The sequence below is a fragment of the Streptomyces antarcticus genome (assembly GCF_026627255.1).
GTDB classification, from domain to species: Bacteria; Actinomycetota; Actinomycetes; order Streptomycetales; family Streptomycetaceae; genus Streptomyces; species Streptomyces antarcticus.
Genome location: NZ_JAPNLM010000019.1, coordinates 1 through 22,899, shown reverse-complemented (window position 1 = coordinate 22,899; position 22,899 = coordinate 1). Strand labels below are relative to the sequence as shown.

At 73.0% G+C, this 22,899-nt stretch carries 23 protein-coding genes; 11 read left to right on the top strand and 12 right to left on the bottom strand.

Annotated features, from left to right (window positions below; translation table 11 throughout):
* Nucleotides 1-36 precede the first annotated feature (36 nt).
* From OTB16_RS25875 to OTB16_RS25865, 3 genes are all read left to right on the top strand, one after another.
* On the top strand, nucleotides 37-705 hold the full coding sequence (locus tag OTB16_RS25875) for an MOSC domain-containing protein (RefSeq protein ID WP_267723270.1): 669 nt from the start codon (nucleotides 37-39) through the stop codon (nucleotides 703-705).
* Between the two features lie 30 nt (nucleotides 706-735).
* Nucleotides 736-1,509, top strand: a complete 774-nt coding sequence (locus OTB16_RS25870; RefSeq protein WP_267723149.1) for an SDR family NAD(P)-dependent oxidoreductase — start codon at nucleotides 736-738, stop codon at nucleotides 1,507-1,509.
* Between the two features lie 102 nt (nucleotides 1,510-1,611).
* Nucleotides 1,612-2,310 carry an ester cyclase gene (locus OTB16_RS25865; RefSeq protein ID WP_267723148.1) on the top strand — a complete coding sequence of 233 codons (699 nt, stop codon included), beginning with the start codon at nucleotides 1,612-1,614 and terminating at the stop codon, nucleotides 2,308-2,310.
* Between the two features lie 106 nt (nucleotides 2,311-2,416).
* On the opposite strand, the gene groL is transcribed toward OTB16_RS25865, so the two are convergent.
* Together groL and groES are read right to left on the bottom strand one after the other, a co-directional pair.
* Nucleotides 2,417-4,039, bottom strand: a complete 1,623-nt coding sequence (gene groL / locus OTB16_RS25860) for a chaperonin GroEL (RefSeq protein ID WP_267723147.1) — start codon at nucleotides 4,037-4,039, stop codon at nucleotides 2,417-2,419.
* Nucleotides 4,040-4,172: 133 nt separating this feature from the next.
* Nucleotides 4,173-4,481 carry a co-chaperone GroES gene (gene groES / locus OTB16_RS25855; protein WP_267723146.1) on the bottom strand — a complete coding sequence of 103 codons (309 nt, stop codon included), beginning with the start codon at nucleotides 4,479-4,481 and terminating at the stop codon, nucleotides 4,173-4,175.
* Nucleotides 4,482-4,826: 345 nt separating this feature from the next.
* Here groES and OTB16_RS25850 point away from each other — a divergent pair, with 345 nt between their 5' ends.
* The 4 genes from OTB16_RS25850 to OTB16_RS25835 are packed head-to-tail and all read left to right on the top strand — an operon-like array spanning nucleotide 4,827 to nucleotide 9,743.
* Nucleotides 4,827-5,507, top strand: a complete 681-nt coding sequence (locus tag OTB16_RS25850) for a response regulator transcription factor (protein WP_267723145.1) — start codon at nucleotides 4,827-4,829, stop codon at nucleotides 5,505-5,507.
* Nucleotides 5,500-6,978, top strand: a complete 1,479-nt coding sequence (locus OTB16_RS25845) for a sensor histidine kinase (RefSeq protein ID WP_267723144.1) — start codon at nucleotides 5,500-5,502, stop codon at nucleotides 6,976-6,978. The genes OTB16_RS25850 and OTB16_RS25845 overlap by 8 nt, the downstream gene beginning before the upstream one ends.
* Before the next feature lie 57 nt (nucleotides 6,979-7,035).
* Nucleotides 7,036-8,277, top strand: coding sequence for an LCP family protein (locus OTB16_RS25840; protein ID WP_267723143.1), 1,242 nt, complete (start codon nucleotides 7,036-7,038; stop codon nucleotides 8,275-8,277).
* Nucleotides 8,265-9,743: an FtsW/RodA/SpoVE family cell cycle protein gene (locus OTB16_RS25835; RefSeq protein WP_267723142.1), complete on the top strand. Its 1,479-nt coding sequence runs from the start codon at nucleotides 8,265-8,267 to the stop codon at nucleotides 9,741-9,743. Before OTB16_RS25840 ends, OTB16_RS25835 begins: the two co-directional genes overlap by 13 nt.
* Before the next feature lie 75 nt (nucleotides 9,744-9,818).
* Here the strand turns inward: OTB16_RS25835 and OTB16_RS25830 are convergent, their stop codons facing one another.
* Together OTB16_RS25830 and OTB16_RS25825 are read right to left on the bottom strand one after the other, a co-directional pair.
* Nucleotides 9,819-10,709: a polysaccharide deacetylase family protein gene (locus OTB16_RS25830; RefSeq protein WP_267723141.1), complete on the bottom strand. Its 891-nt coding sequence runs from the start codon at nucleotides 10,707-10,709 to the stop codon at nucleotides 9,819-9,821.
* Nucleotides 10,706-11,566: a polysaccharide deacetylase family protein gene (locus OTB16_RS25825; protein ID WP_267723140.1), complete on the bottom strand. Its 861-nt coding sequence runs from the start codon at nucleotides 11,564-11,566 to the stop codon at nucleotides 10,706-10,708. Before OTB16_RS25825 ends, OTB16_RS25830 begins: the two co-directional genes overlap by 4 nt.
* Nucleotides 11,567-11,889: 323 nt before the next feature.
* Between OTB16_RS25825 and OTB16_RS25820 the strand changes: the two genes are divergently transcribed.
* The 3 genes from OTB16_RS25820 (at nucleotide 11,890) to OTB16_RS25810 (ending at nucleotide 16,091) form a co-directional block, all read left to right on the top strand.
* Nucleotides 11,890-12,306 (top strand): VOC family protein, encoded by a 417-nt coding sequence (locus OTB16_RS25820; RefSeq protein ID WP_267723139.1) that lies wholly within the window; start codon nucleotides 11,890-11,892, stop codon nucleotides 12,304-12,306.
* A 74-nt stretch (nucleotides 12,307-12,380) separates the two neighbouring features.
* Nucleotides 12,381-14,789 carry an excinuclease ABC subunit UvrA gene (locus OTB16_RS25815; protein ID WP_267723138.1) on the top strand — a complete coding sequence of 803 codons (2,409 nt, stop codon included), beginning with the start codon at nucleotides 12,381-12,383 and terminating at the stop codon, nucleotides 14,787-14,789.
* Nucleotides 14,790-14,894: 105 nt separating this feature from the next.
* Nucleotides 14,895-16,091, top strand: coding sequence for a class I SAM-dependent methyltransferase (locus OTB16_RS25810; protein WP_267723137.1), 1,197 nt, complete (start codon nucleotides 14,895-14,897; stop codon nucleotides 16,089-16,091).
* Nucleotides 16,092-16,133: 42 nt separating this feature from the next.
* Here the strand turns inward: OTB16_RS25810 and OTB16_RS25805 are convergent, their stop codons facing one another.
* From OTB16_RS25805 to tsaB, 4 genes are read right to left on the bottom strand one after another with little or no spacing between them, the layout of a single operon-like run.
* A complete protein-coding gene (locus OTB16_RS25805; RefSeq protein WP_267723136.1) occupies nucleotides 16,134-16,406 on the bottom strand; it encodes a hypothetical protein in 273 nt (90 codons plus the stop codon).
* Complete coding sequence (gene tsaD, locus OTB16_RS25800) at nucleotides 16,403-17,572, bottom strand: tRNA (adenosine(37)-N6)-threonylcarbamoyltransferase complex transferase subunit TsaD (RefSeq protein ID WP_267723135.1); 1,170 nt, start codon at nucleotides 17,570-17,572, stop codon at nucleotides 16,403-16,405. Before tsaD ends, OTB16_RS25805 begins: the two co-directional genes overlap by 4 nt.
* A complete protein-coding gene (rimI, locus tag OTB16_RS25795; protein ID WP_267723269.1) occupies nucleotides 17,565-18,044 on the bottom strand; it encodes a ribosomal protein S18-alanine N-acetyltransferase in 480 nt (159 codons plus the stop codon). Before rimI ends, tsaD begins: the two co-directional genes overlap by 8 nt.
* A gap of 38 nt (nucleotides 18,045-18,082) precedes the next feature.
* Entirely contained in the window at nucleotides 18,083-18,745 is a 663-nt protein-coding gene (gene tsaB / locus OTB16_RS25790) for a tRNA (adenosine(37)-N6)-threonylcarbamoyltransferase complex dimerization subunit type 1 TsaB (RefSeq protein WP_267723134.1), read from the bottom strand.
* 114 nt (nucleotides 18,746-18,859) lie between these two features.
* Between tsaB and OTB16_RS25785 the strand changes: the two genes are divergently transcribed.
* Complete coding sequence (locus OTB16_RS25785) at nucleotides 18,860-19,417, top strand: hypothetical protein (protein WP_267723133.1); 558 nt, start codon at nucleotides 18,860-18,862, stop codon at nucleotides 19,415-19,417.
* A 72-nt stretch (nucleotides 19,418-19,489) separates the two neighbouring features.
* On the opposite strand, the gene OTB16_RS25780 is transcribed toward OTB16_RS25785, so the two are convergent.
* From OTB16_RS25780 to alr, 4 genes are all read right to left on the bottom strand, one after another.
* Nucleotides 19,490-19,693, bottom strand: coding sequence for a hypothetical protein (locus tag OTB16_RS25780; protein ID WP_267723132.1), 204 nt, complete (start codon nucleotides 19,691-19,693; stop codon nucleotides 19,490-19,492).
* A gap of 163 nt (nucleotides 19,694-19,856) precedes the next feature.
* Nucleotides 19,857-20,423, bottom strand: a complete 567-nt coding sequence (tsaE, locus tag OTB16_RS25775; protein WP_383911161.1) for a tRNA (adenosine(37)-N6)-threonylcarbamoyltransferase complex ATPase subunit type 1 TsaE — start codon at nucleotides 20,421-20,423, stop codon at nucleotides 19,857-19,859.
* Nucleotides 20,374-21,510: an alpha/beta fold hydrolase gene (locus OTB16_RS25770; protein WP_267723267.1), complete on the bottom strand. Its 1,137-nt coding sequence runs from the start codon at nucleotides 21,508-21,510 to the stop codon at nucleotides 20,374-20,376. The genes tsaE and OTB16_RS25770 overlap by 50 nt, the downstream gene beginning before the upstream one ends.
* Nucleotides 21,511-21,581: 71 nt before the next feature.
* Nucleotides 21,582-22,718, bottom strand: a complete 1,137-nt coding sequence (gene alr, locus OTB16_RS25765; RefSeq protein ID WP_267723131.1) for an alanine racemase — start codon at nucleotides 22,716-22,718, stop codon at nucleotides 21,582-21,584.
* Between the last annotated feature and the right edge of the window lie 181 nt (nucleotides 22,719-22,899).

The window sequence follows — 22,899 nt, the reverse complement described above, 5'->3', positions numbered from 1 at the left end:
TTGGGGCGGTTCGGCTAGCGTGTCCGCATGGGTCCCATGCATCTGATCTCCGTGAACGTCGGCCGGGCCACGGCCGTTGACTACGCCGACGCCGGGGTGACCGGCATCGGCAAGCGCCCCGTGCCGGGGCCGGTCCGCGTGTCTGCGCCGGGGCCGAAGGCGACCGGTGCCGGCAGCGGCCTGGAGGGCGACGCCGTGTGCGACCGGCGCCACCACGGCGGCGACCACCAGGCCGTGTACGCGTACGCACGCGAGGACCTGGACTGGTGGGAGGCCGAGCTGGGGCGCGAGCTGGCCCCCGGCCTCTTCGGCGAGAACCTGACCACCAGCGGTGTGGACCTGAGCGGCGCGGTGCTGGGCGAGCGCTGGGAGGTGGGCCCCGAGCTGGTCCTGGAGGTCTCCTCCACCCGCATCCCGTGCCGGACCTTCCAGGCCGTGCTGGGCGAGCCCGGCTGGGTCAAGCGGTTCACCCGGGAGAACCGTCCGGGCACGTACCTGCGGGTGGTCCGCGAGGGCCGGATCTCGCCCGGCGACCGGATCGTGATCACCCACCGCCCGGAGCACGAGGTGACCTCCGCGTTCCTGTTCCGCGCCTGGACCACCGAGCGCGCGCTGCTGCCGCGGGTCCTGGCCGCGGGCGAGGCGCTGGCGCCCGACGTGCGCGAGACCGCGCTCGCGTACGCCGCCAGGCACGGGGCGCGCTGAGCCGTCAGCGGGGGCGGCTAGGTTGCGCCTATGACGACTGCGTTGATTACGGGATCCACGGCGGGCATCGGCGCCGCCTTCGCCCGGCGGCTCGCCGCCCAGGGGCACAATCTGGTGCTGGTGGCACGGGACACGAAGCGGCTCGGCGCCCAGGCGACCGAACTGCACGACCGGCACGGCATCGAGGCCGAGGTGCTGGCCGCCGACCTCGCCACGGAGGAGGGCATCGCGGCGGTCGAGCAGCGCCTGGCCGACCGCACGCACCCGGTCGACCTGCTGGTGAACAACGCCGGCTTCGGCAACAAGGGCCGCTACCTCGACGTCTCCATGGCGGACGAGCTGACCATGCTGAAGGTGCACGTCGAGGCGGTCCTGCGGCTGACCTCGGCGGCCGCCGGGCCGATGCGCTCGCGCGGCCGCGGCGGCGTGATCAACGTGGCCTCGGTGGCGGCGTTCCTGCCGCGCGGCACGTACGGGGCGAGCAAGGCCTGGGTCGTGCAGTTCACCCAGGGGGCGGCGAAGGACATGGCGGGTTCCGGGGTGCGCCTGATGGCCCTGTGCCCCGGCTTCGTACGGACGGAGTTCCACCAGCGGGCCGGCATGGGCACGGACAACATCCCGGGCTGGCTGTGGCTGGACGCCGACAAGCTGGTGACCGCGGCCCTCGCCGACCTGGCCCGGGGCAGGACGGTGTCGGTCCCGGACCCGAGGTACAAGGCGCTGATGGGCGTGGTGAAGCTGACGCCGCGCGGGCTGCTGGGCGGGATGTCCTCGCGCACGGGCCGCAAGTACGGGCCCCAGTAGTGATCGGGTCCACCGCTCCCCCGGTAACCGGCGAGTAAACCCGCCAAATGGGTGAAATCTCCCTAAACTGGACGTGTCCCATCCACCCCCGGAGGCGACACGATGGCATTCGTACAGGTAATCGATTACGAGACCAGGCGGTTCGACGAGATGAACGCGCTCCTCGACCGCTACACGGAGCAGACCCGCGGCAGGCGCACGGTCACCCACACGATGATCGGCCGGGACCGGGACGCCGGGACGCACTACGTCGACCTCGTCGAATTCCCCTCGTACGAGGACGCGATGAAGAACTCCCGGCTCCCGGAGACCGACTTGATGTTCCAGGAGATGGTGGCCCTCTGCGAGGGCATGCCGAAGTTCATGAACCTGGACGTGGTCCGCGACGAGCACCTCAACAAGCGGGTCGCGCGGCGGGTGTTCGAGGACATCGTCGGCAAGGGCGACCTGGACGCCGTCGACGAGTGCTTCGCGGCCGGCTACACCGACCACGACATCATGGAGGACCAGGGCAGGAGCGACGGGCGCGACGGTATGCGGCGGACCATCGGCATGTGGCGGGACGCCTTCGACCTCTCCTTCGACCTGACCCGCCAGATCGCCGAGGGCGACTGCGTCACCACCCTGTGGGACTGGAAGGGCACCCAGAAGGGCGAGTTCATGGGGATCGCGCCGACCGGCAAGGACGTCGCCATGTCGGGGTGCACGACCTTCCGGATGGAGAACGGAACGATCGCCGAGGGCTGGTGGTATTACGACGCCCCCGGCCTGATGCGGCAGATGGGCATGATGCCCGGATAGCCGGCCCGACTCGTGCCCCGGCACGGGGAAGCCCCGGTCACCCCCGCTTGGCAGCGGTGACCGGGGCTTTCTCGTGGAACGTGGAGCGTTGAGCGTGGTGCTGCGATCAGTGGCTGTGACCGTGGCCGTGACCGGCGTCGCCCTCGTCCTCGGCCGGCTTCTCGACGACCAGGGTCTCGGTCGTGAGCAGCAGGGAGGCGATGGAAGCGGCGTTCTCCAGCGCGGAGCGGGTGACCTTCACCGGGTCGATGACGCCGGCCTTGACCAGGTCGCCGTACTCGCCGGTGGCGGCGTTGAAGCCCTGGCCCTTGTCGAGCTCGGCGACCTTCGCGGTGATGACGTAGCCCTCGAGGCCGGCGTTCTCCGCGATCCAGCGCAGCGGCTCGACGGCGGCGCGGCGCACGACCGCGACACCGGTGGCCTCGTCGCCGCTCAGGCCGAGGTTGCCCTCGAGGACCTTGACGGCGTGGACGAGCGCGGAGCCACCGCCGGAGACGATGCCCTCCTCGACCGCGGCGCGGGTCGCCGAGATGGCGTCCTCGAGGCGGTGCTTCTTCTCCTTGAGCTCCACCTCGGTGGCGGCGCCGACCTTGATGACGCAGACGCCGCCGGCGAGCTTCGCCAGGCGCTCCTGCAGCTTCTCGCGGTCCCAGTCGGAGTCCGTGGACTCGATCTCGGCCTTGATCTGGTTGACACGGCCGACGACTTCCTCGTGGCTGCCGCCACCGTCGACGATGGTCGTGTCGTCCTTGGAGATCGTGACGCGGCGGGCGGTGCCCAGTACGTCCAGACCGGCCTGGTCGAGCTTGAGGCCGACCTCCTCCGCGATGACGGTGGCACCGGTGAGGGTGGCGACGTCCTGGAGCATGGCCTTGCGACGGTCACCGAAGCCGGGGGCCTTCACGGCGACCGCGTTGAAGGTGCCGCGGATCTTGTTGACGACGAGGGTGGAGAGCGCCTCGCCCTCGACGTCCTCGGCGATGATCAGCAGCGGCTTGGAGGCGCCGGCCTGGATGACCTTCTCCAGCAGCGGCAGGAGGTCCTGGATCGAGGAGATCTTGCCCTGGTGGATCAGGATGTACGGGTCATCGAGGATGGCCTCCATACGCTCCTGGTCGGAGACCATGTACGGCGAGAGGTAGCCCTTGTCGAAGGCCATGCCCTCGGTGAACTCCAGCTCCAGGCCGAAGGTGTTGGACTCCTCGACGGTGATGACACCGTCCTTGCCGACCTTGTCCATCGCCTCGGCGATGAGCTCGCCGACCTGCTGGTCCTGCGCGGAGAGCGCGGCCACAGCGGCGATGTCGGACTTGTCCTCGATCGGACGGGCGGTCGCGAGGAGCTCCTCGGAGACGGCCTTGACCGCGGCGTCGATGCCCTTCTTCAGGGCGGCCGGGGACGCGCCCGCGGCAACGTTGCGCAGACCCTCGCGGACCAGCGCCTGGGCCAGCACGGTGGCGGTGGTGGTGCCGTCGCCCGCGATGTCGTTGGTCTTGGTCGCCACCTCCTTCACGAGCTGCGCGCCCAGGTTCTCGAACGGGTCGTCCAGCTCGACTTCGCGAGCGATGGTGACACCGTCGTTGGTGATGGTGGGGGCGCCGAACTTCTTGTCGATGACGACGTTGCGGCCACGGGGGCCGATCGTCACCTTGACCGTGTCGGCAAGCTTGTTGACGCCGCGCTCGAGGGCGCGACGGGCGTCCTCGTCGAACTTCAGAATCTTCGGCATGGGAGCGGTTCAGTCCTCTCGTTGCGATCGGCCGCTCACCGCGACCGCCACCGCCTGGAACGAACTACGCCCCTCGCCGCCCGGCATCAGCAGGGTGACCAGGGGCGCAGCTCAAATCAAAACTGGAAGCGAATTACTTCTCGATGATCGCGAGCACGTCGCGAGCCGAGAGGACGAGGTACTCCTCGCCGCTGTACTTCACTTCGGTGCCGCCGTACTTGCTGTACAGCACGATGTCGCCGACGGAGACATCGAGCGGAAGACGGTTACCGTCTTCGAAGCGACCCGGGCCCACGGCGAGGACGACGCCCTCCTGGGGCTTCTCCTTCGCGGTGTCCGGGATGACCAGGCCGGAGGCCGTGGTCTGCTCGGCGTCGAGCGGCTGGACCACAATGCGGTCCTCGAGCGGCTTGATGGCAACCTTGGAGCTGGCGGTCGTCACGTTCCGGTCTCCCCCTTCGGAGATCTCACGGGGTTAACTGTTTGAGGTGGCGACCAGGTGGATCCGTCGTCGCGGGTGCCGGACCTGCCCGTCGCCATGTTGGCACTCTCCAGTGGCGAGTGCCAGGCCCGAGACTATTCCGGCGATTAGCACTCGGTCAAGCGGAGTGCCAATTCTCGCCGTCGGGTGTGGCGTGCGGCGGGCTCCGGACACGGCGAAATCCCGGTCCCCCAGGCCTTTCTGACCGCTTTTCCTCTCAGCGCGAACGGGCCGGATCCGGCGTGCGGGGCGGTGCTCCCGCATCCGGCCGCCATCGGTCCACGACCGATATGTGACGCTTGAGCCGTGCGCATCCTGGTGGTCGAAGACGAAGAGGGGCTCGCCGAGTCACTGCGGCGCGGCCTCTCCGCCGACGGGCACCTGGTCGAGGTCGCCCACGACGGCCACACCGGCCTGGACCTCGCCCTCTCCGGCGGACCGTACGACGTCGTGCTCCTCGACCTGATGCTCCCCGGCGTGAACGGCTACGAGATCTGCACCCGCATGCGCGCCCACGGCGACACCACCCCGGTGCTGGTGCTCACCGCCATGGACGGCGAGTACGACGAGGCCGAGGGCCTGGACTCCGGCGCCGACGACTACCTCACCAAGCCGTTCTCCTTCGTCGTCCTGGCCGCCCGCATCCGGGCACTGGCCCGCCGCGCGGGCGCCCCCGACCGCACCACGCTCCAGGCCGGCGACCTCCTCCTCGACCCGCAGGGCCGGCGCTGCCGCCGCGGCGCCCACGAGATCGAGCTCACCGCCCGCGAACTCGGCGTGCTCGCCTGCCTGATGGAGCAGCCGGGCCGGGCCGTCGCGAAACAGGACATCCTCGACGAGGTCTGGGATGCCCCGCACGGCATCGACCCGAACATCGTCGAGGTCTACGTCTCCTCGCTGCGGAGGAAGATCGACGCGCCGTTCGGCCGCCGCTCGATCCTCACCGTCCACGGCACCGGCTACCGGATGGCGCCCGACGGTGGCTAGTGCCGCCGCCCGCTCCGGCCGTGCGGCGCGCCCGGGGAGGCCGTCGCGCGGGCGACCGGCCACCCTGCGGGCGCGGGCCGCCGCGGCCGCCGCCCTCGCCATGGCCGCCGTGCTCGGCGCCGGCGGGCTGTGGCTGTTCGCCCTGCTGCGGGCCAACCTGCTCGACAACACCACCGGCCGCACCGAGCTCGCCGCCCGCAAGGTCGCCGCCCAGCTCGACGCGCGGGCCGTGCCGCCCGGCGGGCGGCTGCCCGCGCCCGAGGGCGGGGTGGACCTGGTCCTCGTACGGGACGCGGCCGGGCGGACCCTGGCCGGCAGCGGGAACCCGGACGACGCCCCGGACTTCGGCGGGCTGCGCCCCGGCCCCGGGGAGGACTCCCGGTCGGCCGTGCTGCCGCCCTCGCGGCCCGGCGCGGAACGCCGGGTGGTGGTCGTCGTCCAGGTACCGGGCGCGGCACAGGTGGCGGGCGCGGTCCGGGTACCGGGCGCGCCGGGGGCGCACGACCCCCACACCGTGTACGCCATGACGGTGCTCGGCGACGTCGACGACGCGACCGGGGCCGTCGCGGCCGGGCTGCTGGCGGGCGCGCCGCCGCTGATCGGCTTCGCGGCGGCCCTCGCCTGGTGGGTGACGGGCCAGGCGCTCCGCCCGGTCACCGCGATCCGCACCGGGCTGGCCGCGGTCACCGCGAGCGAACTGGACCGGCGGGTGCCCGACCCGGGCGGCGCCGACGAGATCGCCCGGCTGGCCCGCACCGTCAACGACACGCTCGACCGGCTGGAGCGCTCCGACGCCCGGCAGCGGCAGTTCACCGCCGACGCCTCGCACGAGCTGCGCAATCCGCTGGCCGCCGTACGCACCCGGCTGGAGGTGGCACTGGCCGCGGGCCGCCCCGACCGGGAGTCGGTGGCCGCCGCGCTGGCCGACACCGAACGGCTCCAGGGGATCGCGGCGGACCTGCTGCTGCTCGCCCGCCTCGACGGCGGCCCGGCGCCGCGCACCGAGCCGGTGGACCTCGCGCTGCTGGCGGCGGAGGACGCGGCGCGCCGGGGCGGGTCCCGGGTGGCGGTGCGCGTGGAGGCGGGGGCGCCCGTACCGTCGGCCGGGGATCCGGCGCGGCTGGAGCGGGCGCTGGCCAACCTGGTGGACAACGCCGTGCGGTACGCCCGTACCGAGGTCGTCGTACGGGCGGCGGGCGACGGCGCGGGCCGGGCGCTGCTGGAGGTGGCGGACGACGGTCCGGGCATCCCGGAGGCGGACCGGGAGCGGGTGTTCGAGCGGTTCGTACGGCTGGACGCGGACCGCGGCCGGGCCAGCGGCGGGACCGGGCTGGGCCTGGCCATCGCCCGGGAGATCGCGCGGGCGCACGGCGGCGAGGTGACGGCCGGCCGGGGGCCGGAGGGCGGGGCCCGCCTGGTCCTGCGCCTGCCGACGGAACCGGCCGGGCGGCCCGGGGCCCGGAGGTCCTGAAGCCGCCTTCAGGACCTTCAGGTTTCCCTCAGCGCCGGCACCCCAGCATCGACAGGCATGAGCGCGCACCGGAGGAAGACGACGACGAACCGAGCCCGCCGGCCGTCCCGCCGCCGTCGGCGGCGGCTCGCCCGCACCCTGCTGATCACGGGCTGCGCGCTGACGGTGACGGCGGGCGGCACGGCCTGGTACGCGTACCGCGACCTGGCCGCGAGCATCGGCAGCTCCAAGGCCCTGGAGGGCGCCGAGAAGTCGTCGTCCGGCGACGTGAACATCCTGTTGATGGGCCTGGACAGCCGTAAGGACCAGAACGGCGAGGACCTGCCGGACGACGTCCTCGACAAGCTCCACGCGGGCAGTTCGGACATCGGCGGCTACAACGCGAACACGCTGATCCTGCTGCACGTGCCCGCGGACGGCAGCCAGGCGAAGGCGTTCTCCGTCCCGCGCGACGACTTCGTCGGCATACCCGGCCACGGCAAGGACAAGATCAAGAAGGCGTACGGGCTCGCGAAGGAGAAGCGGCAGGAGCAGCTCGCCGCGCAGGGCGTCAAGGACCGGCGGCAGCTGGAGCGGGACGGCCGGGAGGCCGGGCGCGCGGCGCAGATCGAGACGGTGCGCGCCTTTCTCGGGGTCCCGGTCGACCACTTCGCCGAGCTGGACCTGGCCGGTTTCCACCACCTCGCCGACGCGCTGGGCGGTGTACCGGTGTGCCTGAACAAGGCGGTGAAGGACCGCTGGTCGGGGGCCGACTTCCCGGCCGGGCCGCAGACGCTGAACGGTCAGCAGTCGCTCGCCTTCGTCCGCCAGCGGCACGGCCTGGACATGGGCGACCTGGACCGGACGAAGCGCCAGCAGGCGTTCCTGGCGGGCGCGACGCGGAAGCTGAACTCGGCCGGCACCTTCACCGACCCGGTGAAGCTGATGCGGCTGATCGACGCGGCGAAGCAGGACGTGGTGACGGACGAGGGCTGGGACCTGCTCTCGTTCGTGAAGCAGGCGAAGAACCTGTCCGGCGGAAGAGTGCGCTTCACGACACTCCCCGTCGAGCGGTTCGGAAGGAACCACGGGGAGGATGTGAACGTCGTAGATGATATGAAGATAAAGCGCCTCATTGCAGAGCAGATCGGACCCGAGGCCGCCGCTTCCGGCGGGCCCGACGCCGCTCCCTCCGCACCGGGAACGCCTTCCGCGCCCGGTGAGGCGTCACCCCCGGCGTCCCGCGACGGGGCGCCCCCCGCACCCCCCGCCCCCTCGGCCTCCCCCCAGGACGGCGGCGGCATCCCGTGCGTGGACTGAAGCCCCTGACGACGGCGGGCGCGCGCCGCCGCACCGAGGCCCTGCTCCTGGTGTTCGTCGTCGTCATCGCCGTCCTCGGCCACGCCTGCGCGGGCCTCGCGATGAACGACGGGCTGCCGCCCAACCTGGCCGGCTTCACGGTCAGCATGACGCTGCTCTCGCTGGTGGGACACCTGGGCGTGCGCCGCTTCGCCGCCTACGCCGATCCGCTGGTCTTCCCGCTGGCCATGCTCCTGACCGGGCTGGGGCTGGTGCTCCTGCACCGCCTGGACCAGGGGTACATCGAGCGGTACGGCGCGGACGCGAACGCGCCGGGGCAGCTGATGTGGACGGTGGTCGGGGTCGCCGCCTGCCTGGTGGTGCTGGCCCTGCTGCGCGACCACCGCCTCCTCCAGCGGTTCATCTACCTCACGATGGCGGTCGCGCTGGTGCTGCTGATCGCGCCGGCGTTCTTCGGCGCGGACACGTACGGCGCGAAGCGCTGGATCATCCTCTTCGGTTTCTCGCTCCAGCCCGGTGAGTTCGTGAAGATCATGATCGCGGTCTTCTTCGCCGGCTACCTGGTCATCCACCGCGACTCACTGGCCCTGTCCGGCCGCAGGGTCCTGGGCGTGCGGCTGCCGCCGATGCGTCAGCTCGGCCCCATCGTCACGGTGTGGATCGTCTCGATGCTGGTGCTGGTCTTCGAGCGCGACCTCGGCACCTCGCTGATCTTCTTCGGCGTGTTCGTGGTGATGCTGTACGTCGCCACCGAGCGCACCGGCTGGATCGTGTGCGGCCTGGTCATGGCCTCGCTCGGGGCGTTCGTGGTGGGCTCGACCGAACCGCACGTCAAGGCGCGCGTCGCGGCCTGGCTGGAGCCGCTGTCGTACTACTGGGAGAACCGGCCGGCCGGGGTCACCTCGGACCAGTCCGCGCAGGCGCTGTTCAGCTTCGGCACGGGCGGCATCTCCGGGACGGGCCTCGGCCTGGGCCATCCGGAGCTGATCAAGTTCGCGGGCCGCAGCGACTTCATCCTCACCACGGTCGGCGAGGAACTCGGCCTGGCCGGGGTGATGGCCGTACTGCTCCTCTACGCGCTCCTCGTGCAGCGGGGGCTGCGGATGGCACTGGGCGCCCGCGACCCGTTCGGCAAGCTGCTGGCGGTGGGCCTGGCCTCGGCGCTGGCCCTCCAGGTCTTCGTGGTCGCGGGGGGCGTCACGGGCCTGATCCCCCTGACCGGCAAGGCACTGCCGTTCCTGGCGAAGGGCGGCTCGTCCCTGCTGGCCAACTGGGTCATGATCGCGCTGCTCCTGCGCATCAGCGACAGCGCGGAACGCCAGCGCGAGGCGGACAGCCTGGGCCCGGCGGAGACGACGATCACCCCGGTGGTGGTGGCCGCGGGGGCGGGGGCCGGGTCGGGTTCGGGGGCCGGGTCGGGGGCCGGGGCCGGGACGGGGACGGGGACGGGGACGGGGGCGGGCTGACCGCGGGCCCGTCGGCGGCTCCGAGGGGCGGGGTGCCGGCACTCGGGCGGGGAGGCCGCGGGCAAGGCTCCGGGGCTACAGGTAGTCCTCCAGGCGCCCTATCCGGTAGCCCTGTTCCTGTATCCGCTGGAGCATCCGCGTCGTCATCTGGGTCTCCGTGGCGCCCTTGAGCTCCGACGGGCCCCGGAAGTGCGCCAGGACGATGTCCCCCGGTTTGAGGGCGGAGCCCTCGGCATACTGGAAGTTGTTGATCTGCATCGAGACCCGCCACAGGACCACGTCCGTGACCCCGCACTCCGCGGCGGCCCGGAGGGTGTCGTCGTTGTAGTTGCCGAACGGCGGGCGGAACAGCGCCGGGCGCGTGCCGAAACGCTTCTCCAGGTGGTCCTGCTGGCCGCATATCTCCTTCTTCTGCGCCGCGAAGGGCAGGGTCCGGAGGTTCTGGTGCGTCAGCGTGTGGTTGTTGACCGTGCTCGCCGAGCCGTTGTCGCGGAGCTTCTCGAAGTGCCCGTAGTCGGGCGAGGCCACGCTGTGGGTGAGGAACATCGAGATCGGCAGCTTCAGGTCGGCCGCCATCCTCAGGAACTCGGGGTCCTTCTCCGCGCCGTCGTCGAAGGTCAGGAAGACGACCTTCTCGTCCGGCGCGACGGGTATCCGGTCCACCACCGCCGCCCGGCCCGGGGCGGCCTGCGGACGCCCGGGCTTCCGGGCGGGCTTGGGCGCGTAGGCGACGGGGGCCGTCAGGCCCCACTTCTTGTACGCCTCGTCCGAGGGGCTCCCCGGCCCCGTCGGCGACCCCGACGGGGCCGCCGACGGCGTACCGGAGGGCCCGGCTTCCGGTGCCTCCTGCGTCGCCTTGCGACCCAGCCGTTCGATCGGGTCCACGCTGTCCCCGCACCCCGTCAGGGACAGCGCGAGCGCGCCGGCCGCCAGCGTCCCGGCTACCAACCGGCGCGCGTGCTTCACAGATAGTCCTCCAGGCGGGCCACGGAGTACCCCTTGTCCGTGACGGTCTTCATGACATGACGGATCATGTCAGTCATCGTCCCCTTCCAGTCCTCCCGGCCCCGGAAGTGCGTGAGGATGATGTCGCCGGGGTGCAGGTCGCGGTCCCACTCCCGGTAGTCCATCCGGTTCGTGAACGCCTCCGCGTTCCACAGGGGAACCGCCTTGATGCCGCAGGACTTCGCCGCGCGCAGCGTGTCCTGGTTGTAGTTCCCGTACGGCGGCCGGAAGAGCGTCGGCCGCTTGCCGAACTGCTTCTGGATGGTGTCCTGCTGGCCGCAGATCTCCTGGCGCTGCTTCTCGTAGGACAGCGCGGGCATGTAGCGGTGGTTCAGGGTGTGGTTGTTCAGGGTGACGCCCGCGGCCTGCATCTGCTTGAAGTAGGGGTAGTTGTCGTTCACGACGTAGTCGCTGAGGAACGCCGTGTACGGGATCTTCAGCTCCTGCATCATCTTCAGGAACTCGGGGTCCTTCTCCGCGCCGTCGTCGATCGTCAGGAAGACGACCTTGTCCTCGGTGGGCACGGTGGTGAAGACCGGCGGGTACTCCTCCTGGTCCTCGACCTCGAAGCCGTCGCGCGTGGTGATCTCGGGCTTCTCCTTCGGCGCGGCCGGGGCCGTGAGCGGCGGCTTGACCAGCCCCCACTTCTTCGCCGCGACGATGCGCGCCCGCTGGGCCGCCTTGGCCTTCTCGGCGGCGCTGAGCGCGCCGGCCGCGCCCGCCTCCGTGCCCTTGCCGGCCTTGGGCTTCTCCGGTGCCTCGGACCCGGAGGAGCACGCCGTCCCGAGGGCGGCGACCAGCAGGGCGGCCACAGCCACCCCGAACCGGCCGCGCGGACCCGCCGCGTACCGGTGACCGTGTTGCGTCTTATCTTCCTTTTGTCGGACTAGCTGCATAGCTGCGCATCCTGGCACCGGACACGCACCCTCCCGGGAAGACACCGCGAGCGGGGCCGCACCGTCCACCGACTGGCCCACACCGCCGGCGTGTCGGGCGGGCGCGGGCGCGGCCCGGCGTACCCCCGCGAGATCCCAGCGCGACATCCCGGCGGACATCCCGGCGGACGTCCCGGCGTACGTCCCGGCGCGACCGGTCAGGAACGGAGAAGCGAAATCCGCCGCCGCCTCGTAGCGTCGGAGGCATGGACATCAAGCTCGCCCAGTGCTTCATCGCCGTCGACGACCACGACAAGGCGCTCGCCTTCTACCGGGACGTCCTCGGCCTGGAGGTCCGCAACGACGTCGGCTACGGGGGGATGCGGTGGGTGACCGTCGGCTCGCCCGCGCAGCCGGGCGTGGAGATCGTCCTCGAACCGCCGCTCGCCGACCCGGGCGCCTCCCCCGCCGACCGGCAGGCCGTGGCGGAACTGCTGGCCAAGGGCCTGCTGCGGGGCGTGATCTTCTCCACCGACGACTGCGACGCCACCTTCGAGCGCATCCGGGCCGCCGGCGGCGAGGTGATGCAGGAGCCGTTCGACCAGCCGTACGGCGTGCGCGACTGCGCGTTCCGCGACCCGGCGGGCAACATGCTCCGCTTCACCCAGGCCCGCAAGCCGTAGGACCCTCGCGCGGCACCGACCGACACCGACCGACCGGCACCGCCCGCCCCACAGTGATGGAGAGTCAGGACAGGATGAGCAAGGCCAAGAGGACGGACCCGCGGTCGCCCGCCCCGCACGCTGCCGACGGTCACGACCTGATCCGCGTGCACGGCGCGCGCGTGAACAACCTCAAGGACGTCAGCGTCGAGATCCCCAAGCGCCGGCTGACGGTGTTCACCGGCGTCTCCGGCTCCGGCAAGAGCTCCCTGGTGTTCGGCACCATCGCCGCCGAGTCCCAGCGGATGGTGAACGAGACGTACAGCGCCTTCGCCCAGGGCTTCATGCCGACGCCGGCGCGGCCCGAGGCCGACGTGCTCGAGGGACTGACGACCGCGATCATCGTCGACCAGCAGCGGCTGGGCGCCGACACCCGCTCCACCGTCGGCACCGCCACCGACACCAACGCGATGCTCCGCATCCTCTTCAGCCGCCTCGGCACGCCGCACATCGGCTCGCCCAACGCGTTCTCCTTCAACGTCGCCTCGGTCCGGGCGAGCGGCGCGGTCACGGTCGACCGCGGCGCCGCCAGCCGGACCGTGAAGCAGACCTTCACCCGCACCGGCGGCATGTGCACGCGCTGCGAGGGCCGCGGCACGGTCTCCGACATCGACCTCACCCAGCTCTACGACGACACCAAGTCGATCGCCGAGGGCGCGTTCACCATCCCCGGCTGGAAGTCGGACAGCTGGTGGACCGTGCGGACGTACGCCGAGTCGGGCTTCCTCGACCCGGAGAAGCCGATCCGCAAGTTCACCAAGAAGGAGATGCGGGACTTCCTCTACCGGGAGCCGACCAAGGTCAAGGTCGAGGGCGTGAACCTCACCTACGAGGGGCTGATCCCGAAGATCCAGAAGTCCTTCCTCTCCAAGGACCGGGAGGCGATGCAGCCGCACATCCGGGCGTTCGTGGACCGGGCGGTCACCTTCACCGCGTGTCCCGAGTGCGACGGGACCCGGCTCAGCGAGGCGGCCCGGTCGTCGCGGATCGGCGGGGTCAACATCGCCGACGCGTGCGCGATGCAGATCAGCGACCTCGCCGTGTGGATCCGCGGCATCGACGAGCCCTCGGTGGCGCCGCTGCTCACCACGCTGCGGCAGACCCTCGACTCGTTCGTGGAGATCGGGCTGGGCTACCTCTCCCTCGACCGGCCGTCGGGCACGCTGTCGGGCGGCGAGGCGCAGCGCGTCAAGATGATCCGCCACCTCGGCTCCGCGCTCACCGACACCACGTACGTCTTCGACGAGCCCACGGTCGGCCTGCACCCGCACGACATCCAGCGGATGAACGGCCTGCTGCTGCGGCTGCGCGACAAGGGCAACACGGTGCTGGTGGTGGAGCACAAGCCGGAGACGATCGTGATCGCCGACCACGTCGTCGACCTCGGCCCCGGCGCCGGTACGGCCGGCGGGACCGTCTGCTTCGAGGGCACCGTCGAGGGCCTGCGGAGCAGCGGCACCGTCACCGGCCGCCATTTCGGCGACCGGGCCACCCTCAAGGAGACGGTGCGCGAGCCCACCGGCGCGCTGGAGATCCGCGGCGCGACCACGCACAACCTGCGCGGCGTCGACGTCGACATCCCGCTCGGCGTGCTCGTCGTCGTCACCGGCGTCGCCGGCTCGGGCAAGAGCTCCCTCGTGCACGGGTCGCTGCCCAAGCGGTCGGGGGAGGCGGGCGAGGGCGTGGTGTCGGTCGGCCAGGAGCCGATCCGCGGCTCGCGGCGCAGCAACCCGGCGACGTACACCGGGCTCCTCGACCCGATCCGCAAGGCGTTCGCCAAGGCCAACGGCGTGAAGCCGGCGCTGTTCAGCGCCAACTCCGAGGGCGCCTGCCCCGGCTGCAACGGCGCCGGGGTGCTCTACACCGACCTGGGGATGATGGCCGGGGTGGCCACCACCTGTGTGGAGTGCGAGGGCAAGCGGTTCGAGGCCTCGGTGCTGGAGTACCGGTTCGGCGGCCGTGACATCAGCGAGGTGCTCGCGATGCCGGTGACCGAGGCGGAGGAGTTCTTCGGCTCCGGGGAGGCGCGCACCCCCGCGGCGCACGCGATCCTGCGCCGGCTCGCCGACGTCGGGCTGGGCTACCTCAGCCTCGGCCAGCCGCTCACCACGCTGTCCGGCGGCGAGCGGCAACGCCTCAAGCTGGCCGCGCACATGGCGGAGAAGGGCGGGGTGTACGTGCTCGACGAGCCGACCGCCGGCCTGCACCTCGCCGACGTCGAGCAGCTGCTCGGCCTGCTGGACCGGCTCGTCGACTCCGGGAAGTCGGTCATCGTCGTCGAGCACCACCAGGCCGTCATGGCGCACGCCGACTGGATCGTCGACCTCGGCCCCGGCGCCGGCCACGAGGGCGGCCGGGTCGTCTTCGAAGGCACCCCCGCCGACCTCGTCGCCGCCCGCTCCACCCTCACCGGGGAGCACCTCGCGGCGTACGCCGGCGCCTGACCGCGGCGCGGGGCGCGGGGGCCGGGGGCCGGGGGCGGCGGCCGGGGGCCGGGGGCGGTGGTCGCCTCGGGGTACCCGGGCCGCGGCGTCGCCGACAATGGACCCGTGACCCCCGAAGACTTCGCCGCCCTCCTCACCCCCGAGGGCACCGCCCTCCTCGACTCGCTCCGCGACCACGACCCCGCCCAGGAGCTGGCGCTCGCCACCCGGCTGCGCCGCGAGCACCCCGCCGCGCTCGTCTCCGCCGCGCTGGGGCAGGCCCGGCTGCGGCAGCGGGCGGTGGCGAAGTTCGGCGAGGAGGACGCCTTCCGGATGTTCTTCACCCCCGGCGGCGGCGAGATGGCCACCCGCGCTTCCGTGGCCTCGTACCGCGCCGGGCGGCTCGCCGCCCTCGGCGTGCGCGGCGTCGCCGACCTGTGCTGCGGCATCGGCGGGGACGCCCTGGCCCTGGCGCGGCTCGGCATCCGGGTGCTGGCGGTGGACCGCGACCCGCTGACCGTGGCCGTGGCACGGGCCAACGCCGGAGCGCTGGGGCTGGCGGACCTGATCGAGGTCCGGGAGGCGGACGTCACGGACGTGGACGTGTCCGCGTACGACGCCGTGTTCATCGACCCCGCGCGGCGCGGGGGGCGCGGCCGCGTCTTCGACCCGGAGTCCTACTCGCCGCCCCTGTCCTGGGCGGTGGAGACGGCCCGCGCGGCGAAGTACGCCGCCGTAAAGATCGCCCCCGGCGTCCCGCACGAGGCGGTGCCCGCCGAGGCCGAGGCCGAATGGATCTCGGACGGCGGGGACGTCAAGGAGGCCGTGCTCTGGTTCGGCACCGCACCCGGCACGATCCGCGCCACCCTGCTGCCGGGGCCGCGCGGGCTGGTGACCGCCGCGCCGCTGCCCGACCCGGAGGCGGGGCCGGTCGGCCGGTGGCTCTACGAGCCCGACGGCGCCGTCATCCGCGCCCACCTCGTCGCCGAGGTCGCCGAGCAGCTGGACGGCAGGCTGATCGACCCGACCATCGCCTACATCACCGCCGACGAGCTGCGCGCGACCCCGTACGCGACGGCGTACGAGATCACCGACGTGCTGCCCTTCGGCCTCAAGAAGCTGAAGGCGCTGCTGCGCGAGCGCGGGGTCGGCATCCTGACCGTGAAGAAGCGCGGTTCCGCGATCGAGCCCGAGGAGCTGCGCCGGAAGGTCAAGCCGCAGGGGCCGAACTCCGCGACCGTCTTCCTGACCCGGGTCGCGGGGGCTCCGTCGATGCTGATCGGCTCGCCCGCCCCGGCCCCCGCGGCGCGGCCCCCGCGCTGAGCGGCGGCCGGAACCACGGCCGGGAGGCCCGGGCCGGGCGGCTCAGCCCTCGCCGACCTCCACCGACTCGAACCGCCAGCGGTGCACCGCCCGCGTGATCAGGTCGGCCGCGGGCTCCGGCAGTTCGGGCAGGTCCGCGGCCACGCCCTCGGCCGCCTCCCACCAGGTGATCACGAGCACCCGGTCCTGCGGCGCCCGGAACACCTCGCGGCGCACCGGCTCGCGGGCCAGGATCTGGGAACGGGCCCACTCCAGGAGCTCGTTGCCCCGCCCGTCGGCTGCCCGGGCCTCCCACATCAGCGCGACGGTGCTCATGAGTACAGGTTGTCCTTGCTCAGCTCGTGCACGTGATCGTGGTCGTGGGAGTGCGCGTGGCCCTGACCCTGGCCGTGGCCCTGGCCGTCCGCGTGGTCATGGCCGTGGTCGTGGTCGTGCCCGGTGCCCGGCACGTGCGGGTCGGTCACCGGCAGCGAGGAGTCCGCCGACAGGTCCCAGTCCGAGGGCGCCCGGTTGCGCTTGACCATCTCCGCGCCCAGCGCCGCGACCATCGCCCCGTTGTCCGTGCACAGCCCCGGCCGCGGCACCCGCAGGACGATCCCCGCGGCGTCGCAGCGCTCCTGGGCGAGCGCGCGCAGCCGCGAGTTCGCCGCCACCCCGCCGCCGATCATCAGGTGGTCGACGCCCTCGTCCTTGCAGGCCCGGACGGCCTTGCGGGTCAGCACGTCCACGACGGCCTCCTGGAAGGAAGCCGCCACGTCGCGCACCGGCACGTCCTCGCCGGCCTTGCGCTTCGCCTCGATCCAGCGGGCGACGGCCGTCTTGAGCCCCGAGAAGGAGAAGTCGTACGCCGCGTCGCGCGGCCCGGTCAGCCCGCGCGGGAAGTTGATCGCCTTCGGGTCGCCCTCGCGCGCGAGCCGGTCGATGACCGGGCCGCCGGGGAAGCCCAGCTGGAGCACGCGCGCGATCTTGTCGAAGGCCTCGCCTGCCGCGTCGTCGATGGTCGCGCCCAGCGGCCGTACGTCGGAGGTGATGTCGGGGGCCAGCAGCAGCGAGGAGTGCCCGCCGGACACCAGCAGCGCCATGGTCGGCTCCGGCAGCGGCCCGTGCTCCAGCTGGTCCACGCAGATGTGCGAGGCCAGGTGGTTGACCCCGTACAGCGGCTTGCCGAGCGCGTACGCGTACGCCTTGGCCGCCGAGACGCCCACCAGCAGCGCCCCCGCGAGCCCGGGGCCCGCCGTGACCGCGATCCCGTCGAGGTCGCGGGCGCTGACCCCGGCCTCCTTCAGGGCGCGCTCGATGGTCGGGACCATCGCCTCCAGGTGGGCGCGGGAGGCGACCTCGGGGACGACGCCGCCGAAGCGGGCGTGCTCGTCGACGCTGGAGGCGATGGCGTCCGCGAGCAGGGTCGTGCCGCGGACGACGCCGACGCCGGTCTCGTCGCAGGAGGTCTCGATTCCGAGGACGAGTGGTTCGTCAGCCATTGCTCTCACTGCTCTCAGTTCGTGCTTGCGCGGGGTCGGTCAGTCGCATGACGAGCGCGTCGACGTTGCCGGGCTGGTAGTAGCCGCGGCGGAAGCCGATGGGCTCGAAGCCGAAGCGCTCGTAGAGCTTCTGGGCGCGGGTGTTGTCCACCCGTACCTCCAGCAGCACCTCGGCGCATTCGAACGCGGTGGCGGCGCGCAGCAGTTCGGTCAGCAGCCGGGCGCCGAGCCCGGTGCCCCACTGGTCGCGGGCCGCCGCGATGGTCTGTACGTCAGCCAGGTCGCCGGCGGCGGCCAGCCCGGCGTAGCCCACCAGGCGGCCCTGTCCGTCCTCGGCGACGAGGTAGCGGCGCGTGGCCCGCGGACCGCGCGCGTGGGCCAGCTCGGACCAGAACATGCCGGCCGACCAGGCGTCGTCGGGGAAGAGCTCGTGCTCAAGCTCCAGCACGGGCCCGATGTCCCACCAGCGCATGTCGCGCAGGACGGCGTCGGAGGCGGGGGCGGCGGCCGTCACTGGGGGGTGACCACCTTGTAGTTCTTGGGCACCTGCGCGTCGGGCCGGCGCAGGTAGAGGGGGGTGGGCGGCAGGAACGCCTCCCCGGCGGCCAGGCGCCGCGCGGCCAGGGCCGCGAGGGCGGCCGCCGACTGGTGCTCGGGGGCGCGCGCGTCCGGGAAGACCTCGGGGTAGAGCAGGGCGCCCTGGCCGACTGCGGGGAGGCCCGCGACCTCCTCGGCGATGTCGGCGGGGCGGTCCACGGCGGGCTCGCCGACGCGCGTGAGGGGGTCCTCGTACCGGGCCCAGTAGACCTCCTTGCGCCGCGCGTCGGTGGCGACGGTGAAGGGGCCCTCGACCCCGGCGGCGCCGGCGGCGTACGCGAGGCCGTCCAGGGTGCACAGGCCGTGCACCGGCACGCCGAGCACGGCGGCGAAGGTGGCGGCGGTGACCAGGCCGACGCGCAGCCCCGTGTACGGGCCGGGGCCGACGCCGACGACGATGCCGGTGACGGCGTCGAGCTTCAGGCCGGCCTCGGCGAGCACCCTGTCCACGGAGGGCAGCAGCAGCTCCCCGTGGCGGCGGGCGTCGACCTGGTGGGACTCGGCGAGGACGGACTCGCCGTCGTGCAGGGCGACGGTGACGGCGGGCGTGGCGGTATCTACAGCGAGCAAGAGCACGCGAACAGCCTACGACTCCAGGGCCCCGGCCCCTCGCGGCCGGTCGCGGAGCGGCCCGGCTGCTACCTTTCGACCGAGGTACCCAACGGGGTCAGGCGCGAGAGGTGGAGCAAGGTGGCACGCAGCAGCTCGGGAATCGTGGCCGGGCTCACCGCCGCGGCGATCGCGGCCGTCGGCTTCCTCGGCTACCAGGCCTCGGCGTCGGCGCCCCCGCGCGTTCCGCGGGCCGCCCCGCAGGACCCGGCGCCCGTCGCGAGCCAGCCCGCCGCGAAGCAGGACCCCTCGAAGCCGGCGGCCGTGCCCGAGGGCTCCGGCACCGGGGTGCGGGTCGTGTACTCGGTGGGCCAGAAGCGGGTGTGGCTGGTCGGCGATCCTGCGCAGCCCGTCAAGTCGTTCCCGGTGGTCCCCAGCACGGTGCACCCGGCCGTGGGCACCTACGCGGTCGGTTCCCGCTCGGGCGCCGTCACCGGCTCGGACGGGGTACCGATCGAGCACGTGGTGCGGTTCGCGACCGTCGAGGGCGTCGTGCTGGGCTTCAGCGCCCGCTTGGACGGCGCGACCCCGGATCCGGACCCGTCCAGGAAGACCGGCGGCATCCGCATGGCGCGCGCTGACGGCGACGCGATGTGGGCCTTCGCGACGATCAACTCCAAGGTGGTCGTCGTCCCCTGACGGCGGCTCGGCCGGCGGACGCGGCGGGCGCCGCCCTCCCGGCCCGCCCGCCGATTCACCCCAACGTGCTACTCAGGCCGCTTCGGACTCCGGAGCGGCCTCTTCGCGTACGGCGGCCTCTTCGCGTACGGCGGCCTCCGGCGCGGGCGCGTCGGGCGCGCGCCGCCGCGCGGGCGGCGTCGAGACGGCGGTGGCGGCCGCCCCCGCGGCGAACAGCGCCCGCATGGACACGGCGGACGGGCGGGGGTGGCGCTGTGCTCCTGCTGGTGCCGGCATGGTGCCTCCTGGGGCCCGGTGACGCCGAACTTAGGCCTACCTAAGAAAGTCTCGGTACCATGTCACCACGAGCGCCGCCACCAGCGCAATATGTTCCCGACGAGTTGTCGGTACGTCCTCCCGGACCCAGGTCCCGACCCGGCCCCGTCCGGTGCGCCGACCGTTACTCCGACAGGGCTCCCGCCAGGGCTTCCAGCCCGGCGCCGGCGCCCCAGCGGGCTCCGATCCCGCGGACCGAGACCTGACGTACGTCGTCCAGGACCTCCTCGTGGCCGACGGCCCGCTCGATCACCACGTGCAGCCGGTCGTCCGAGAGCTCCTCGACCTTGCCGTCGCCCCACTCCACGACGACCACGGACTCGGGCAGCGAGACGTCCAGGTCCAGGTCCTCCATCTCGTCCAGCCCGCCGCCCAGGCGGTACGCGTCCACGTGCACGAGCGCCGGACCGTCGCCCAGCGGCGGGTGCACGCGGGCGATCACGAAGGTCGGCGAGGTCACGGCCCCGCGCACGCCCAGGCCCTCGCCGAGGCCGCGGGTCAGGGTCGTCTTGCCGGCGCCCAGCTCCCCGGTCAGCAGCACCAGGTCGCCGGGGCGCAGCAGCCCCGCGATCCTGAGGCCCAGCCCGCGCATGGCGTCCGGGGAGTCGACGGTGATCAGGGTTTCGGCGCGGACGCCGGCCTCAGCTGCCGGGGCCGGGCCTCGGGGCGCTTCCAGCGGTACTTCTTCCATGCCCGCCAACGTTAGCCGCTGCCGGGGCCGGGACCGCGCCGGTGCGCGCGAGCAGCTCGGTGAGCAGCCGGGTCACGGTCTCCGGCTGCTCCAGCATCATCAGGTGGCCGGCGGACTCCAGGACCACCAGCTCGGCGCCCGGCAGCGCCTCCTTGATGGCCTCGCTGTGCGCGAGCGGGGTGATCATGTCCCGGTCCCCGGCGATGACGGTGACCGGGATGTCCGCGAACCGCTGGAGGGCGACGGTCTTGTCGTGGGTCTGGAAGGCCGGGTAGAACTCGGCGACCACGTCGATCGGGGTGGCCTCGATGAGGCGCTCCGCGAACCGCGCGACGCCCGGATCGACGTCCCGGGAGCCGAACGAGTACATCTTGATCATGCCCGCGAAGAGGTCGGCGGTGGCCCTGCGGCCCTTCTCCACCAGCTCCACCTGCGAGCCGAGGGCCTTGAGCACGCCCGGCAGGAACCGGCGCACCGCGCCCAGGCCGACCGTGGGGAGCCCGTACGTCACCTCGCCGAGGCGGCCGCTGGACGTGCCGACCAGGGCCACGCCGACGACGCGCTCGCGCACCAGGTCGGGGAACAGCTCGGCCAGTCCCATGATGGTCATGCCGCCCATCGAGTGACCGACGAGGATCAGCGGGCCCTCGGGGGCCGTGGCGTCGAGTACGGCCTTCAGGTCCCGGCCCAGCTGCTCGATGGTCACCGGCTCGCCGTCCGCCTGGGCGAGGCCGCGCGCGCTGCGGCCGTGGCTGCGCTGGTCCCAGTAGACGGCGCGGACCACCCCGCGCAGCGCGGCGCGCTGGAAGTGCCAGGAGTCCTGGCCGAGGCAGTAGCCGTGGCAGAACACGACGGTGGCCGGGGGCGCCGGCTTGCGGCGCAGCCGGCGCTTGGCCGTCGCGTCACCCGGCACCTCGTCGACCTCGTAGTAGAGCTCGGTGCCGTCCTCGGCCCGGCAGGTGCCCTCGGTGCCGCGCAGGGAGCCGTAGTCCCCGGCGGCGTCGAGGGCCAGGCGCGCCTTCATGCGCATGCCGCGCCCGACGGTGATCCGTTCGACGGCGACACCGGCCGCCGCGCCCGCCGCCATCACGCCGATGGCGGCTCCGGCCCAGCCGGCCTTGCGCCAGTTCTCGCTCACGCCGCCGCCCTCACTCGGCCTCAGCCGCCCAGGTACACCCGGGGCACGCGCCCCCCGATACGGGTGACGATCTCATACGCGATGGTGTCCGCGGCCTGTGCCCAGTCCTCGGCGGTGGGTTCGCCGCGCTCCGCGTCGCCGAAGATGACGGCCTCGTCGCCGACGCGGGCCGTGTCGGCCCCGAGGTCGACCACGAACTGGTCCATGGCGACGCGCCCGGCGACGTGGCGGACCGTGCCGCCGACCAGCACCGGCCCGCGGCCGGAGGCGTGCCGCGGGATGCCGTCGGCGTAGCCGGCCGGGATCAGGGCGAGGGTGGTCTCGGCGTCGGTGACGTAGTGGTGGCCGTAGCTCACGCCGTGACCGGCGGGGACCGTCTTGACCAGCGCGAGCGAGGCCCTGAGCGTCATCGCCGGCCGCAGGCCGAGCTGGGCCGGGGTGCCGAGCTCGGGCGCGGGCGACAGGCCGTAGACGGCGACCCCGCAGCGCACGAGGTCGAAGTGGGACTCGGGGAGGGTGAGCGTGGCCGGCGAGTTGGCGATGTGCCGGACCTCGGGGTCCACGCCCTCCTTCTCGGCGTACGCGAGCATGTCGCGGAAGGCGGTGAGCTGGAGCTGGATGGAGGGGTGGCCGGGCTCGTCGGCGCAGGCGAAGTGCGACCAGACGCCGGTGACCCGGACGGTCCCCTCGGCCTGCGCGGCCACGGCGGCGCCGACCAGTTCCGCCCAGTCGGCGGGCTGGCAGCCGTTGCGGCCGAGGCCGGTGTCGGCCTTGAGCTGGATGCGCGCGGTACGCCCGGCCGCACGCGCGGCGGCGCGCACCTCGTCCAGGGCCCACATCCCGCTCACGGCCACGTCGACGTCGGCCTCGACCGCCTCGCGCCAGGGCCCGCCGGGGGTCCACAGCCAGCACATGATCCGCCCCCGGATCCCGGCGGCGCGCAACGCGAGCGCCTCCTCGGGGGTGGCGGTCCCGAGCCAGGCGGCACCGGCCTCCTGGGCGGCCCGGGCGCACTCCAGGGCTCCGTGCCCGTAGGCGTTCGACTTGACCACGGCCATCAACTCGGCCCGGGGCGCCCGCTCGCGCAGGGCGCGCACGTTCTCCCGTACGGCATCAAGATCGATCTCGGCGTACACGCGCGTCGGTGTCTCGTTCATCGCCCACAGTCTCTCAGACCCCGGTTACGCGCCCCGGCCGCAGGCACCGGCACCACGAACCGGAGCCAAATCCAGCCCCGCCGGCGTTTGAGGCGCGGGGTCCGGGGCGGAGCCCCGATGCCCGGCCGCAGGCCCAGCCGCAGGCACCGGCACCGGCCCCCGCCGGGACGTCACGGCGTGC